At 46.5% G+C, this 13,336-nt stretch carries 19 protein-coding genes; 15 read left to right on the top strand and 4 right to left on the bottom strand.

The annotated features are described in order from the left end of the window. Nucleotides 1–152: 152 nt before the first annotated feature. Nucleotides 153–524, bottom strand: a complete 372-nt coding sequence (locus tag ACKFKF_RS31520; RefSeq protein ID WP_446871340.1) for a hypothetical protein — start codon at nt 522–524, stop codon at nt 153–155. Between the two features lie 643 nt (nt 525–1,167). Between ACKFKF_RS31520 and ACKFKF_RS31515 the strand changes: the two genes are divergently transcribed. From ACKFKF_RS31515 to ACKFKF_RS31480, 8 genes are all read left to right on the top strand, one after another. Next, nucleotides 1,168–2,085: an SMP-30/gluconolactonase/LRE family protein gene (locus tag ACKFKF_RS31515; protein ID WP_446871338.1), complete on the top strand. Its 918-nt coding sequence runs from the start codon at nt 1,168–1,170 to the stop codon at nt 2,083–2,085. Nucleotides 2,086–2,108: 23 nt separating this feature from the next. Next, the gene (locus ACKFKF_RS31510) at nt 2,109–2,684 is read left to right on the top strand and encodes an antibiotic biosynthesis monooxygenase (protein WP_446871336.1); all 576 of its coding nucleotides are present in this window, start codon (nt 2,109–2,111) and stop codon (nt 2,682–2,684) included. Between the two features lie 341 nt (nt 2,685–3,025). Further along, nucleotides 3,026–3,493 carry a GNAT family N-acetyltransferase gene (locus ACKFKF_RS31505; protein WP_446871334.1) on the top strand — a complete coding sequence of 156 codons (468 nt, stop codon included), beginning with the start codon at nt 3,026–3,028 and terminating at the stop codon, nt 3,491–3,493. A 4-nt stretch (nt 3,494–3,497) separates the two neighbouring features. Beyond that, the gene (locus tag ACKFKF_RS31500) at nt 3,498–3,890 is read left to right on the top strand and encodes a nuclear transport factor 2 family protein (RefSeq protein ID WP_446871332.1); all 393 of its coding nucleotides are present in this window, start codon (nt 3,498–3,500) and stop codon (nt 3,888–3,890) included. A gap of 60 nt (nt 3,891–3,950) precedes the next feature. Then, nucleotides 3,951–4,430, top strand: coding sequence for a GNAT family N-acetyltransferase (locus ACKFKF_RS31495; protein WP_446871330.1), 480 nt, complete (start codon nt 3,951–3,953; stop codon nt 4,428–4,430). Between the two features lie 162 nt (nt 4,431–4,592). Continuing rightward, on the top strand, nt 4,593–5,114 hold the full coding sequence (locus ACKFKF_RS31490) for a GNAT family N-acetyltransferase (protein ID WP_446871328.1): 522 nt from the start codon (nt 4,593–4,595) through the stop codon (nt 5,112–5,114). A gap of 93 nt (nt 5,115–5,207) precedes the next feature. Further along, nucleotides 5,208–5,483 (top strand): hypothetical protein, encoded by a 276-nt coding sequence (locus tag ACKFKF_RS31485; protein WP_446871326.1) that lies wholly within the window; start codon nt 5,208–5,210, stop codon nt 5,481–5,483. Next, on the top strand, nt 5,480–5,857 hold the full coding sequence (locus tag ACKFKF_RS31480; RefSeq protein WP_446871324.1) for a clan AA aspartic protease: 378 nt from the start codon (nt 5,480–5,482) through the stop codon (nt 5,855–5,857). Before ACKFKF_RS31485 ends, ACKFKF_RS31480 begins: the two co-directional genes overlap by 4 nt. A gap of 124 nt (nt 5,858–5,981) precedes the next feature. Here the strand turns inward: ACKFKF_RS31480 and ACKFKF_RS31475 are convergent, their stop codons facing one another. The 3 genes from ACKFKF_RS31475 to ACKFKF_RS31465 all read right to left on the bottom strand — a co-directional run bounded on the left by ACKFKF_RS31475 (nt 5,982) and on the right by ACKFKF_RS31465 (nt 8,896). Beyond that, nucleotides 5,982–6,863: a reverse transcriptase domain-containing protein gene (locus tag ACKFKF_RS31475; protein ID WP_446871322.1), complete on the bottom strand. Its 882-nt coding sequence runs from the start codon at nt 6,861–6,863 to the stop codon at nt 5,982–5,984. Next, nucleotides 6,808–7,317 carry a hypothetical protein gene (locus ACKFKF_RS31470; RefSeq protein ID WP_446871320.1) on the bottom strand — a complete coding sequence of 170 codons (510 nt, stop codon included), beginning with the start codon at nt 7,315–7,317 and terminating at the stop codon, nt 6,808–6,810. Before ACKFKF_RS31470 ends, ACKFKF_RS31475 begins: the two co-directional genes overlap by 56 nt. 676 nt (nt 7,318–7,993) lie before the next feature. Beyond that, complete coding sequence (locus ACKFKF_RS31465) at nt 7,994–8,896, bottom strand: LysR family transcriptional regulator (RefSeq protein ID WP_446871318.1); 903 nt, start codon at nt 8,894–8,896, stop codon at nt 7,994–7,996. A gap of 154 nt (nt 8,897–9,050) precedes the next feature. Between ACKFKF_RS31465 and ACKFKF_RS31460 the strand changes: the two genes are divergently transcribed. The 7 genes from ACKFKF_RS31460 (at nt 9,051) to ACKFKF_RS31430 (ending at nt 12,831) form a co-directional block, all read left to right on the top strand. After that, nucleotides 9,051–9,494 (top strand): nuclear transport factor 2 family protein, encoded by a 444-nt coding sequence (locus ACKFKF_RS31460; protein ID WP_446871316.1) that lies wholly within the window; start codon nt 9,051–9,053, stop codon nt 9,492–9,494. A 14-nt stretch (nt 9,495–9,508) separates the two neighbouring features. Next, nucleotides 9,509–9,871 (top strand): tautomerase family protein, encoded by a 363-nt coding sequence (locus tag ACKFKF_RS31455; protein ID WP_446871314.1) that lies wholly within the window; start codon nt 9,509–9,511, stop codon nt 9,869–9,871. A gap of 62 nt (nt 9,872–9,933) precedes the next feature. Then, the gene (locus tag ACKFKF_RS31450) at nt 9,934–10,701 is read left to right on the top strand and encodes an SDR family NAD(P)-dependent oxidoreductase (RefSeq protein WP_446859769.1); all 768 of its coding nucleotides are present in this window, start codon (nt 9,934–9,936) and stop codon (nt 10,699–10,701) included. Nucleotides 10,702–11,056: 355 nt separating this feature from the next. Then, on the top strand, nt 11,057–11,461 hold the full coding sequence (locus ACKFKF_RS31445; protein WP_446871312.1) for a DUF4279 domain-containing protein: 405 nt from the start codon (nt 11,057–11,059) through the stop codon (nt 11,459–11,461). 118 nt (nt 11,462–11,579) lie between these two features. Continuing rightward, a complete protein-coding gene (locus tag ACKFKF_RS31440) occupies nt 11,580–11,795 on the top strand; it encodes a hypothetical protein (RefSeq protein WP_446859772.1) in 216 nt (71 codons plus the stop codon). Beyond that, entirely contained in the window at nt 11,792–12,220 is a 429-nt protein-coding gene (locus ACKFKF_RS31435; protein ID WP_446871310.1) for a type II toxin-antitoxin system VapC family toxin, read from the top strand. Before ACKFKF_RS31440 ends, ACKFKF_RS31435 begins: the two co-directional genes overlap by 4 nt. 188 nt (nt 12,221–12,408) lie before the next feature. Beyond that, nucleotides 12,409–12,831: a hypothetical protein gene (locus ACKFKF_RS31430; protein WP_446871308.1), complete on the top strand. Its 423-nt coding sequence runs from the start codon at nt 12,409–12,411 to the stop codon at nt 12,829–12,831. The last annotated feature ends 505 nt before the right edge of the window (nt 12,832–13,336 follow it).

Genomic DNA, 13,336 nt, shown 5'->3' with positions numbered 1-13,336 from the left:
AGGGGGCGAAGGCTCTCAGCAATGACAGATCGATCGACGTGTGTGTACACGGCAGAAACAATAAGAAGGGATGAAAAGATCAGCTTCAAGTCATCCCTCTTACGTGAAATCTTTTATGTTGTGAAATGCGAACTGGGTGAGCGATCGACTGTCTAAAGTTGAATCGTCTTTTTGTCGTGCAATTCCTCCAAATGTATGAGTGAACCAGCCCCCATGACAATATCGAACTTCATTAAAGACCGTTGAATTTGATAGCCCGCTAACACGCGAATCACTTGATATTCAGTGGTCAAATCGCTCGTGCCATCCCATTTGAGATACGCCAGTTGATTTGAGGCAACTTCACTCAATTGTTCAACAAACTCTTCAATACAATTCCTGACATCCGAGAGAATGCCAGAGGGTACAAAAATCAAACGGTCTTGCAAATCCAACGTAACGGTGACTTGGTAACGTCTCACTAATGAGCATTGCAACTCAAAGCTAAACGAAACCGAGTCAGGAAGGTGTCTCCTAACGGCCATGTTGTTTTGTCCTCTCTGTTTAGTGCAAAGAGGATGGGAACGCTGACGGCTCAAACGTTCCCGCAAGATATGGAATGTATGCAGGATCTTGATTCCAGCCTTTCAAGATCCCATCGCAAAGCTGACGGTGTACAATCATATACGCCTCTGAAGTTAGGTGTTTTAACTTTAGACGGAAGTCCTCGGAGTTCTGATCTGATCCATCAGGCTTCGGGGCGCTTTATCCATCTGCGAAGTGTTCTACACAGATTTTTGACTTTTTGGAAGACTGAATTTTTTTGGGAGCGAGTAACTTTGTGGGTTTGGCTGCGGGAGATTTGGGGTGAAGAGAGCGATTGTTCCTTTCACAGCACAAGTGTCTGAAGTACCAAAGGGACAGTATTTTTGAGTGTAAGATATGTTGAAGTTTTTCGCCTAACTACCCAAACGGATCTAACTAACATACAGAAAGTTTCTGCGATCCACCCGATTCTGAGCGATGTGCAGAACTTGTCAGCCTATTCACCCAATTTAGGATGATCTGCGGAAAGTTTCTCTCTAAAAATAAGTTAGACCGAAAATCTAGGTTCTGGGAAAGACAGTGCTTTAGAAAAATAACGTGGTAGATTCAGTCTGCGACAAATTTGATAGAAGGAGAGTTTTAATGTCCATCCCACCTGGATTACCATCAATCTTTGCAGAGTCATCTGTTGATCTTGTTCCGGCACGCCAAATCGCTGATTTCCCTATCAATACATTTTTGGAAAGTATCAGTGTTAGTGCGGATGGTACGCTATTTTTTACCAGTCACTTAGATGGCAAGGTGTTTCGGATCGGAACAGATGGTATCCCAATTCTTCATGCAACCATCACTGGCAAAGCCACAGGGCTAGCTTTTACGTCTGATGGCAACTTGTTACTAAGTGCGTGGGATAAGCAGAATATTTCGACCGTGTTTACTATTTCTCCTCAAGGGACAACAGCAGTGTTGGTCACGCTGCCAGATGCCATATTTTTGAATGGGCTAACTCCCCTTGCGGAAGATCGCTACCTGATTGCAGATTCTTATCGAGGCTGCATTTGGGAACTTAATATCGCCGAGAAAACGGTCAGGGTTTGGCTAGAACATTCTGATTTAGCTCGCAGTTCTTCCGACAATGAATTTCCGGCTGTGAATGGATTAAAGATTTATGGAAATTCCCTTTATGCGTCGAATACCGAAAAGATGCAGCTTGTTAGAATCCCGATTTCACTGGATGGTCAGCCTGGTGAACCAGAGATTTTCCTGCAACCAGTCAATCTGGATGACTTTGCCTTTGACCAAGATGGTAATGTGTATGGCACAACTCATATCTACAATAGTGTGGTCAAAATCACACCTAGTCGTCACATGACTATCATCGCCCAAGCTGAACAGGGAATGTCTGGAAGTACAGCACTTGCCTTTGGGCGGGGTGAAAGCGATCGCACAAGCATCTATGTCGTTACCAATGGGGGGATGTCCTTTCCGCTACCCACCGGACTTGAACCCGCTAAAGTGGTGAAATTAGACGTTGGTATTGCAGGATATTCATTAACTTAGCGATCTCAAATCGTATTTCTGCTATGAGCAATGTTGAGAATCCGAATCATGATCCGCCCGCGACCGTTGATATTTTGCAACGGGTGAAACCGGGCTGTGAAGCGGCATTTGAAGTCGTTTTAGCTGACCTGTGTGAAGCAGCAAAAAGTTTTGAAGGTCATTTGGGGGTGAATGTCTTTCGCCCGATTGATCACGCTAATCCCGAATATCGAATTGTGTTCAAGTTCGATCGCATCAGCCATCTTAAGCAGTGGGAAACTTCTGCCATTCGCCAAAAACTACTGAAGCGAGCCAATCACCTCACGGTTAGCTCTAGTCAAGTCTCGATTTTCACTGGATTAGAAACCTGGTTTACCCTGCCCCAACAGCCGGGAGTACCGCCACCACCCCGCCACAAAATGATGGTGATATCAGGCATAACCATTTATGTTTTGATCAGCCTGATTAACCTTCTGATTGTGCCGCTGATCAATCCGCTTCCACCATTCTTGCGAACCTTTATAGTGACGCTGCTCATGGTTGCCATCATGACCTATATTGCGATGCCACGCATGACGAAACTATTTGCAGGTTGGCTCTATCCTAAATCTAAACATTAGTTTCACCCAACGGAACTAATACCGACAACAATAGGCTAATATCAATTTTGTATGAAGCTGCACAGAATAATTGGAAAAACCTTTGCATAGCAATGCTTTCAGCTTCTTGAGTTCTATGCAGCTTCACAATAGTTTGGTATAAGCTCTAGTGGTCAGTTATCGGTGAGGCACGGTCTAACAACGCCCATGCACACTGACCGTCGAAAGTCGATCGGTTATGATACAAAAGTGATCTGCGGCGGGTGATGGGCAACGTTAGGCTGCTCCGCTTTAGTCTTCAGGAGAGCAACTCAACCATTACTCCTCTCAGATTGGTGCCGAGAGGTTATTTACATACAACTATGAACACAATTGCCTACAGACTCCCGCAGATTGGAGACGAGCATCAAATCAGTGGTTGTATGTGGGCTTCTGCGGTTCTATGGGAACTCACAGATGGCACACCAGAAAGTGTTGCCGAATGGCTACAGGTCTGTCATCCAGAGGAATTAAGAGACAGAATCTTGAGTGATGAGAAAACGCTAGTTGCAACGTGGAATGAAATCGTTGTTGGTTTTATTGCCTTTAAGAGAGGTAATCATTTGTCATTGCTGTTTGTCCGGAGAGAATTTTCTGGACAAGGAATTGGTCGAGAACTTTTCACCCGATGCAGCTATGATTTGGATGAAGTTACTGTTAACGCCGCAGAAGAAGCAGTTGGCTTTTACCAGAAAGTCGGGTTTATCCAAAGCGGCGATCGCTTTTTCAAGCATGGAATATGGGGAACACCGATGAAATGGAGCAACCCTTCACCCAAAGTCATGGAGTAATCTGATGGAAAACCTATCACTGTTAGCCGCGCTGCGCGAACTGGAGTGCGAACTTCATCAACCTGAGTGCCGTAGGAATCGAGAGCGCTTGGCACAGTTGCTTGCTCCTGATTTCAAAGAGTTTGGTCGATCAGGAGCAACATACACGCGCGATTATGAACTAATGTCATTGCCCAATGATCCAGAGCCACCGCAGATTCACGCTCAAGACTTTGCCGTGAACAAGCTCTCAGACTCGATCGCGTTACTCACCTATCGAGATGCTTATGTGAATCCATCAGGAGAGTTGTTCCGTCATACGAACCGATCGTCGATTTGGCGGTTAGATTCATCAGGTTGGCAAATGGTATTCCACCAGGGTACGCCTACAGATTCGTTTGACCAATCTGCGGTCTAACAACCGCAATGCTGCAAGGAGGAATGTTTCAATTAACAAACATCTTTAAGGAAAGTTGAGGTGAGATTTAGATTTCGACAACTTGAGAAGGAACACGCATTGGCGATCCTTAACTGGCGCTACACTTCCCCATATGACTACTACAATTTTGATACCGACACCATCCAAGAGGACTTGCACTATCTGATTGACTCGAAAAACGCCTTTTATGCGATTTTGAATCTGCAAGGAGAACTCGAAGGCTATTGCTCTTTCGGATCAGATGGTCAAGTACCGGGTGGAGAGTACAGTAGCGAAGCCCTTGACATCGGTATGGGAATACGACCAGATTTAGTCGGTCGAGGACATGGAAAGCAGTATGCTCAAGCCGTGGTGAGGTACGGAGCGAACCAATATAGGGCACAGCAATTGCGGGTAACTATAGCGGAGTTCAACAAGCGGGCACAACGAGTGTGGGAGCAGTTAGGATTTGAGCAGGTAGAGAAATTTGTCAAAATCGGTAGTGAAGAAGAATTTGTGATTATGGTTTGTGCTGTGTAGATGGTTAATCTATTCACATTGCTTCGGTTTATGCGTGAGTGCGGTCTAACAACCGTGTTGCAGCGGACAGTTTGGAGATCTAGGTGTCGCTTGAATTGTCTGCTGCTGCTGAACACGACCGTTAGTCGCCCATTCTAGCGAGAAATAGCAAAGGGGTAATCCATGAAAATTCTGGAGACTAAGAGGCTGATTCTAAGACACTTAGTACGAAGTGACCTTGACGCACTATTCAAGCTTTACAGCGATCCAGAAGTGCGACAGTATTTCCCCGAAGGCACCTTGACCTATGACGAAACGCAAGAAGAACTCGAATGGTTTCTGAATGGACATCCACATCATCCCGAATTGGGACTTTGGGCGACCATCCATACAGAAACCAATCAATTTATCGGGCGGTGTGGCTTACTACCGTGGACGATTGATGAGCGCTTAGAAGTTGAAGTGGCTTACCTGCTGGGCAAAGAGTACTGGGGACAGGGATTGGGAACAGAGGTGGCTCAGGCGATCGTTGACTATGGCTTTGAACACCTGCAATTGTCGCGCTTGATCTGTTTAATTGATCGAGAAAACATCGCTTCGGTCAAGGTGGCAAAGAAAATTGGCATGACATTTGAAAAAGAAGGAAGGGACGAAAAGGGAGCGTTTCTACTATATTCAAGAAATCAATGTTCAAGAAATCAATAGTTCAGGATCGCGATCGCATAGGATGCGTTAACGACAGCGTAGCGCATCAATAAAGCTAAAATAGAGGGGTACAGTTGCAACGAGGTCAAGCCAATGGCAGTTCGACAACCCCGCTACAGCAAAGAAGAATTTGCTCGACGTGGTGATGAGATTTATGAGTCTCAGGTGCGCCAGCAGGTTGAGGAAGGCAATCACGGGAAAATCGTAGCGATCGACATCGAAACCAGAGCTTTTGAGGTCGCTGATGATCTGCTGGCAGCCTCGAAACAACTCTCAGCACGAGTACCAGATCCTCAGACCTGGTTCGTCCGCATTGGGTATCCAGCAGTGGATCACTTTGGAGCACGGAGCTTGAGAACAAAGCAATGATGCGAGGGCGTGTGAATGAGAGTTGTGAGGCAACGTTGCCGCTTGTGATCAAAAATAATGCGATAACGCAGCTAGTAGATGCCGTAATTGATACAGGATTTTCTGGTTTTTTAACCTTGCCAACCGATATTATCTCGACCTTGGGATTCAGTTGGGAGGGGTGGGATGTCGCAACCTTGGGCGATGGAATTTCTTGCACTTTTGAGGTCTACATTGGGCTTGTGATTTGGGATGGGCAATATCGCGAGATTTATATTAATGAGTCGGAAACAGTTCCTCTGATTGGAATGCGACTGTTGCGCGGCTACGATTTGCGAATTCAGACTATTGAGGGCGGCTCTGTTGAGATCGAACCCTTGTCGATCGTAAATTAGAGGTTACTCGTGAGGCACGGTCTAATCGGGTCGAGGAGAGCAATTAACCCTCCCCTCCCACACCACCCATCATGCGGGTCCGCAATGGGCGGTTCATGAAGACGCGCAGACAATCACAGATGGCTTACGCATAACCTTGGACTTTCATCCAGAACTTGCGAATCGATAACAATCCCTGTTGTTCCAACCACTCATTCGTCATTCCCGTTTGCGTTGCTAGGGTCTTCGACAAGCGCCAGTAGCCTTTGCGACTAATGCCCGTCGAGATCGCCTGACGCTTACTGGTTCCCAACTTGAGTAGATGAGCGATGCGCGTTCTCGGTCTGCGCCACTGTTTCCAGTAGCACATGCGAAGGCGCCGCCTCAACCAACCGTCTAACGCTTCGATGGGGGTGTAGTGCTGGGAAATACCGAAATAGTTCATCCACCCTCGCAAGTATCGGTTCAAGCGCTCGAATCGCTCTGACATGGAGACTCCCCAACTGCGAGCGGTTAAGCCCCGCAATCGATATTTGAAGTCTTGTAGAGCTTGATCACAAGCGAAGATGCGAATGCCTCGGAAAGTAAATCCGAGATAGTTCAACTCCTCAATCTTGACCACTCGACTCTTTTCCCGATTCACTTTGAGCTTCAGCTTTTGGGTCAAGTAACGGCTGATTTTTGCCATCACTCGTCGCCCTGCTCGTCTGCTTTTGACTAGGATCACTAGATCATCGACATAGCGAACAAAGCGATGCCCTCTCGCTTCTAGCTCCTTGTCCAAATCATCTAGAAGAATAGTGGACAGCAAGGGTGAAAGTGGAGACCCTTGGGGTGTTCCCCATTCGGTCGGTTCAACGGTACTTCCGACCAGTACCCCGGCTCGCAGGTAACGACCAATTAACCCCAAAAGCACCTTATCAGTAACTTTTCGAGCCACGCGGGACATCAAAACATCATGATTGACTGTATCAAAGAATTTCTCCAGATCTAAGTCCACCACAATCCGATATCCAGCTTTGACCATCGTTTTCTACCTGTTGGATTGCTCCATGAGCCGAACGGTGAGGTCGGCTGCCATAGCTTGACTCAGAAAACGCTGGGTCAAAGATTGGCGTAAGTACCTGCAAGATGGCTTGTTGGATCACTCGGTCTACGACACAAGGAACCCCCAATTTTCGCTCTCCTTTGCCTCTCGGCTTCGGGATCACCCCCCGTCGCACGGGACGCGGTTGGTAGCTGCCATCGTGTAAGGATTGGCGAATCTCTTGCCAATGTTCACGAGCATAGGCAGGAAAGTCTTCTAAGCTCATCCCGTCACTGCCGGGTGCGCCTTTGTTTGACTTCACCCGTTCCCAGGCTCTTTGAACATTGTTGCGCTCTAAGATTCGCGCCATCAGGTTGTCTAAGGCTGGCTCTGTGTCAGCACGCCAAACGCGATCTCCCCCATCCGGGTTCATCGATGCGTCTGAGTTGTTCATGGCTCCTCCTTAGTTCGTTCATGTTCAGCCCTTCGTCTGTTAGGACTACTATGGCTTCGGCTGACTTCTGTACGGTGAACCCTTGAAATTACTCCCAAGAGCGCTGTTCTGCTGACATTAGGGTTCTGTGGCTCCCTCGCCGTTTCCCGCGAGACCTCAGTCAGACTCCCATAGTCAACAAACCGCAACCGCACAGACCTCCTCAGATAAGACCGTGATCTCTCCCGCCGCAACCGCGTCATTTACTGCGCCCCTTGAACCAAGGATTTCGTTGTGTTGTGCCAACTCATCCGGGGGACGAGCGCCTTCTATGACGTTTCTGTTCGTCGGCTCGTCGGTTTGTCGCTGGCTTCCTTCAGACCTTCCCTCGCGGGAACGCCCTTGCCTTAAACTAGTGGTTATCGTCACTCGGAACTTTTGGGTTCATTTGGACGTTGGTTCCACCACAGGGGACTTTCACCCCATTAGATCACGCCCATGCTGGGCGTACACAAGTCGATGAAGCGGACGGTAGAGAGTCTTCGCGCTACGTTCTAGGTCACTCGCCGCCGCTCACTTTAACCGTTAGACCTCTGATTTTGTAATAGTACGGTTGTCAAGAATTGATCTTGATACACTGCTTTTGCTGAGTTATTACTATGCGTAAATCTCGGTATTTCTGTTGGCTTGCTAAAGGTTAAAGTCTGGCAGCAATTGATGCAAGAGCCTCCGACATGAAGTCTATGAATACTTGAAGTTTTCCAGAGTGTTGGCGATGTTTTGGGTAAATCGCATACAGGGTCAAAGGTTCCGTAGACCATTCGTTCAAGACAGTTTTCAGCATCCCACGTTCCAATCCATCTAAGACCGTGAACATTGGCAAAAAAATCAAACCGAGTCCCGCGACAGCAGCTTGACTCGCAGCAAGGCTATTGTTCACCTTTAAAGATCCATCAACATGCACTGACACTGTTTCATGACCTCGCCAAAAACTCCACTCATGGGGCGATCGCGCCAGCGTGTAAATCACACAATGGTGCTTCTTCAGATCCTCCGGCGATTTGGGTTCGCCATACTGCTTCAGATATGTCGGTGATGCGCAAACGACTCGTTGAATATCGCCGATTCGATGCGTGACCAGACTATTATCGTTGACCAATCCGCCCCCTCTGATCCCCACATCAAATCCCTCCTCAATGAGATCCACATAGCGATCGTTGAGGATGAGTTCGATCTGCATATCTGGATAAATTGATTGAAATTGATAAATCGCTGTTGCTACATGGGTTAAACCCAGAGACATTGGTGCTGTCACGCGAAGCAGTCCGTGAGGTTTGACCGAGAGATCGGAAACAAATTCTTCAACACTTTCCAGTTCATCCAGAATAGAGCAAACCCGCTGAAAATAGAGTCGTCCTGCTTCAGTCAAGTTCAAACGTCTGGTTGTCCGATGGAGCAACTGGGTTCCCAGTTCTTTTTCCAGTTCCTGGACATTTTTACTGACGGCTGCATTTGATAAGTTCAGAGCGTCTGCTGCACGGCTAAAACTCTCCAACTCAACGACTCGTCTAAAGACGTTCAAAGCAATTAATTTGTCCATAGAAAGTTACCTGCCCAATGATCCATCTCGCCATCCGTATTATTCACTATAGGTGAAAAGTTATTCAACTAGATTGATCTTTATCTTCTTTGAGTGAAGAGTTATCGTCAGAGTATGCGCTTCAAGCTGTGATCACCCAAAGCGCGGAGGAACTATGAATCAAGCACAAGTCTATGCGGTGGATAAACAGGTTTACGGCATTGAATATTTCGCGATCGTTGATCTGCTCAAGCGATATTATGACGCTTTATATCGTTGTGATGCAGCTCTTTTGGCAACCGTGTTTCATGCCAGTGCTCAATACTTCACTGCATCTAGCGGAGAACTATTGCATCTTGATATGCATTCCTATTTCCCAATCGTTGAGCAACGAATTCCCCCAGAATCTTCCGGTGAACCCTATACATTTTCGATCGATTCGATCGAGTTCGCAGGGGCTGTAACCGCGATCGCCCGAATGCGTTGTTCCATGCTAGCCAAAGATTTTATTGATCTACTCACCCTCATTAAGCTTGAGGGCGAATGGAAAATTATTGCCAAAGTCTTTCACTACACGATCCATGCAGACACAGCAATATTGCCAACAAGCCGGAATTAGCGGGAGGTCAAACCATGCCCTACATAAACATCAAAATTACTCGCGAAGGAGCAACAGCACAGCAAAAAGCTGAACTAATCAAAGGTGTAACAGAACTTTTGGTGCGTGTTCTAAATAAGACACCCGCAACAACATTTGTCGTCATTGATGAAGTTGCGACTGAAGACTGGGGTGTTGCTGGAGTGCCTGTGAAAGAATTTCGGCAAGGCATTCAGCGGAGAAAAGTCATGAGACAAGCAACCCTCGAAACCCAAACTACAAACAGCAGACAAGAGCATCAGCTTGGAATTAAAAGGCAACAAGTAAGGCTCACCTCTCGCTGGTTATCTGACGAGCACGGCAAACTTTATTGTAAATGGGATATTGTCCAGGATTAACTTCCTAATGAAAAAAGTCATCTAGACAGTCAAATCTTGGAACTAAATTGGAGGTAGATAGTATGACAACTCAGACTGTAATTATCACGGGCGCTGCAACTGGTTTGGGCTATGCCATTGCTGAAGCATTTTTGCACAATCAGGCGAATGTGGTACTGAATGGGAGAACATTCTCAAAACTTGAAATGGCGGCTCAAAAACTCGATCGCCCCGATCGCATCCATCTTGTAGCAGGTGACATTACCGATCCGACATTTGCGCCAAAACTAGTTGACGAAGCTGTTTCCAAGTTTGGCCGCGTGAATGTGCTGATTAATAATGCTGGTATCTTTGCGGTCAAACCGTTTACTGAATATAGCATTGGTGAATTAGATCAATATCTAAACTATGTTCGCGGAACCTTTGCGCTCACCCAGGAAGCCGTCAAGCAAATGCGCGTGCAAGGAGATGGCGGCGCAATTATCAACATTGGGACGATTCTCACATTCCACGCTAGTCAGTCAATTCCTTCTTCAGCGCCGATTATGGCGAAAGCCGCAATTACAGCTATGGCGAAAAACCTATCCTTTGAGTTAGCCGAGGATAGGATTCGGATCAACACGATTGCGCCTGGGATTGTACCAACATCACTTCATGGTGAACTGACCCAAGAAACATTAGATTATTTAGGTCGGCAGCATCCTCTGGGTCGGGTTGGCACGCCCAAAGATATCGCCGATGCCGTTCTATATTTGGCAAATGCAAGCTGGGTAACGGGGGTGATCCTCTCGGTTGATGGTGGTATTGCGGCTGGAGGAGATGGCTTTAACAATCGCCAGCAAGCAGCTTAAGTCGCTGTCCAGAAGCCGTCTCATGCATTTTCTACACTAACCCCTTCGGTGCAGAAAATGCATGAGATCAGACAGTCCAACAGCTAAAGGCGTAAATCTGTCTAACAACGCCCATGCACACCGACCGCCACAATGTAATCGGTTATGATGCAGAGGTAGTCTGCGGCGGGTGATGGGCAACGTTATGCCGCTTGAGATACTTGTGAGGACATTACTTCAAATTTAGCTCTCTATTGTTTATCACTGATCACTTTTTGAGATGGATGATTCATTGGAGCCACCGCTGCGATTGCCGCCTAAACTGCCTGCTGGACAACTAGTTTAGGTCGCAGGTGGCTCAGTCGATGCTTGTTCTGTGACGTTACGATTTTTTGGCAAAGATTTAGATCCGGATGAAATCACTCAGCTACTAGGAGTCGTTCCGACTGCGGCGTATCGGAAAGGGGACATATTTCGGGGTAAGAAGTACGATCGTATTCAGAAAACTGGTTTATGGCGGCTTTCTGTTGAAAAATGCGCTGATGTCGAGCTTGAAGATCAGATCAATGCATTGCTCGATCGCTTGCCGTCTGATTTGCACATTTGGCAAAGATTGACGGATAGATTCGAGGCTGATCTATTTTGTGGATTATGGTTGGAACGATGTAATCGCTGTCTTGGTTTCTTCCCTGAAACTCTACGGCGAATCGGAGAAAGAAAACTAGTATTACAGTTCGATATCTACGCGGACGGTCTTGACATGGAAGAAATCTCAACGTGACAGTGAAGCATCCTGTAGGACAATTTTTAACTAAGCTGTGTGGCAGCCTGAAAGATTGTCAAATCTCTTCTGACTCGCTATCCTGCAAACATCAGAAACAGATTTGGAGAGACTTCAAATGTCAACCAACACCTCTTTGGAAGAACGACTTGCGGCAGTAGAAGCTGCGATCGCTGAGTTGCAGAAACAAGTTCCGACTTCCTCATCTCCCAATTGGCTGCAACAAATTACAGGCTCTTTCAAGGATGAGCCTGCTTTTGAGGAAGTGCTTGCCTACGGTCGAGCCATTCGCCAAGGCGACGAATCACTCCTTGAAGCGCAAGACGAGCCATGAAATATCTGCTAGATACAGATCATCTGAGCATTCTTCAGCGACAGGCAGGGCAGGACTACACCAACTTTTCGACTCGTATTGCTCACTACCCACTCTCAGATTTTGCGATTTCAACCGTAACCTTTCACGAACAAATGCTGGGTAGCCACACCTACATCAATCGCGCCCGTAATTTGGACGATATGGTGAGAGGGTATGCCATGATGACAAGACTCATTCTCGACTTCAAGGTATTACCCCTCGTCACGTTTGACGCAGATTCAGCTAAGGCATTAGCTCAACTACAATCGCAGCGAATTCAACCCGGAAAGATGGATGCCAGGATTGCAGCGATTGCTTTGTCCCATGGATTGATTTTATTAACTCGCAATCGTCGAGATTTTGGCAAAGTTACAGGGTTGGTGGTTGAAGATTGGACAGTTTGAAACGTTGGTTGAAATAGTCGTGTTGATCACGCCATAACAACCCGGTTGGAGCGGACAGTTAAGAGTTATTTCGTCTATCGTTCAAGTCGATCTGCTGCCGCACAACTGTGCCATTAGTCAGCAGGGTGTCTCTAAGTTTAAACTTGTATCAATTGCTAATTTGTATCCTGAAAGAGATCATTTGAGAGATGAGTATTGATTATTTCCTTTTTCGGGCTTCTTCTAATAAAGACAAGCAAACAGCGATTCAAGAGCTACCATCCTTCGGTAATCAAGAAGAAGTGGTTCAACGCCTCTGTTCTTCTCCAGGATTTAAACTCTCGACCCAGAAACGAATCAATAACGATAAATCCTGGGCTTTTGTGAATTATTTCTATTCTCATGTAGATGGACAAGGCAGGGGGGTTGAGTTTGCTTTGCAAGGGGATCCTGTAGATTGTATTTCAGTGAACCAAGCTTACAAAGAAGATTTCTTGCCAGTTACTCATGTTTTAACTGATCCTGCTCCATTTGAGATTATGGATATTGATGGTGAGCTTGTTAGTCCTGATGAACTTTCTCGCTCTTTTAATGATTGGATTCAGGAAAATTACAAAACCAATAATCTTTGAAGTGATGAGAGCAATAGCTGCATAAACAACCGAATAGAGTAACCAGGTTAACAAGCGCCATGCAACGGACGAGCAATAGTTGCTGGTGTAGATGCAAAGATTATGGGTCGCCGCGGCGGTCTTTAGGCGGCTGGAACTGTAGTGATGCAGTCGTTAAAGTGGTTTGTAGGCAGCGTATTGCAAGCGATGAAATGAGCAGAAAACGCCACCAACCCCTCAACCAGATTCAAAGCCAAGATGAAGTAACAATTTTTCTGAGGTGTGTGCTTCAATGGCTCTGTAATTTGCAGTCTGAAGACATGGCTCTCCTAGACTTCGTGTGATAATTGTAGAGTAGTGTACATTTCGAGGTTGGGGTATGGACATCTACCTGGATACACTCCTTCACTTACCCTACGTCGCCGTCGATGGTTGTCATGAAGTCGATGGAGTCGTTTTTTTGAAACTTAAATGTCTCAATCAAACCATTGCTTGCCCCGATTGTGGAGCGACCTTAGATTGGATT

This window comes from Phormidesmis sp. 146-12, from assembly GCF_052939495.1.
The sequence above is the reverse complement of the archived record's forward strand: the minus strand, read 5'-3'. Positions and strand labels throughout refer to the sequence as shown.

Coding starts and splice junctions, on each gene's coding strand:
- ACKFKF_RS31520 (WP_446871340.1), bottom strand. CDS start 524: ATGGCCGTTAGGAGACACCTTCCTGACTCGGTTTCGTTTAGCTTTGAG.
- ACKFKF_RS31515 (WP_446871338.1), top strand. CDS start 1,168: ATGTCCATCCCACCTGGATTACCATCAATCTTTGCAGAGTCATCTGTT.
- ACKFKF_RS31510 (WP_446871336.1), top strand. CDS start 2,109: ATGAGCAATGTTGAGAATCCGAATCATGATCCGCCCGCGACCGTTGAT.
- ACKFKF_RS31505 (WP_446871334.1), top strand. CDS start 3,026: ATGAACACAATTGCCTACAGACTCCCGCAGATTGGAGACGAGCATCAA.
- ACKFKF_RS31500 (WP_446871332.1), top strand. CDS start 3,498: ATGGAAAACCTATCACTGTTAGCCGCGCTGCGCGAACTGGAGTGCGAA.
- ACKFKF_RS31490 (WP_446871328.1), top strand. CDS start 4,593: ATGAAAATTCTGGAGACTAAGAGGCTGATTCTAAGACACTTAGTACGA.
- ACKFKF_RS31485 (WP_446871326.1), top strand. CDS start 5,208: ATGGCAGTTCGACAACCCCGCTACAGCAAAGAAGAATTTGCTCGACGT.
- ACKFKF_RS31480 (WP_446871324.1), top strand. CDS start 5,480: ATGATGCGAGGGCGTGTGAATGAGAGTTGTGAGGCAACGTTGCCGCTT.
- ACKFKF_RS31475 (WP_446871322.1), bottom strand. CDS start 6,863: ATGGTCAAAGCTGGATATCGGATTGTGGTGGACTTAGATCTGGAGAAA.
- ACKFKF_RS31470 (WP_446871320.1), bottom strand. CDS start 7,317: ATGAACAACTCAGACGCATCGATGAACCCGGATGGGGGAGATCGCGTT.
- ACKFKF_RS31465 (WP_446871318.1), bottom strand. CDS start 8,896: ATGGACAAATTAATTGCTTTGAACGTCTTTAGACGAGTCGTTGAGTTG.
- ACKFKF_RS31460 (WP_446871316.1), top strand. CDS start 9,051: ATGAATCAAGCACAAGTCTATGCGGTGGATAAACAGGTTTACGGCATT.
- ACKFKF_RS31455 (WP_446871314.1), top strand. CDS start 9,509: ATGCCCTACATAAACATCAAAATTACTCGCGAAGGAGCAACAGCACAG.
- ACKFKF_RS31450 (WP_446859769.1), top strand. CDS start 9,934: ATGACAACTCAGACTGTAATTATCACGGGCGCTGCAACTGGTTTGGGC.
- ACKFKF_RS31440 (WP_446859772.1), top strand. CDS start 11,580: ATGTCAACCAACACCTCTTTGGAAGAACGACTTGCGGCAGTAGAAGCT.
- ACKFKF_RS31435 (WP_446871310.1), top strand. CDS start 11,792: ATGAAATATCTGCTAGATACAGATCATCTGAGCATTCTTCAGCGACAG.
- ACKFKF_RS31430 (WP_446871308.1), top strand. CDS start 12,409: ATGAGTATTGATTATTTCCTTTTTCGGGCTTCTTCTAATAAAGACAAG.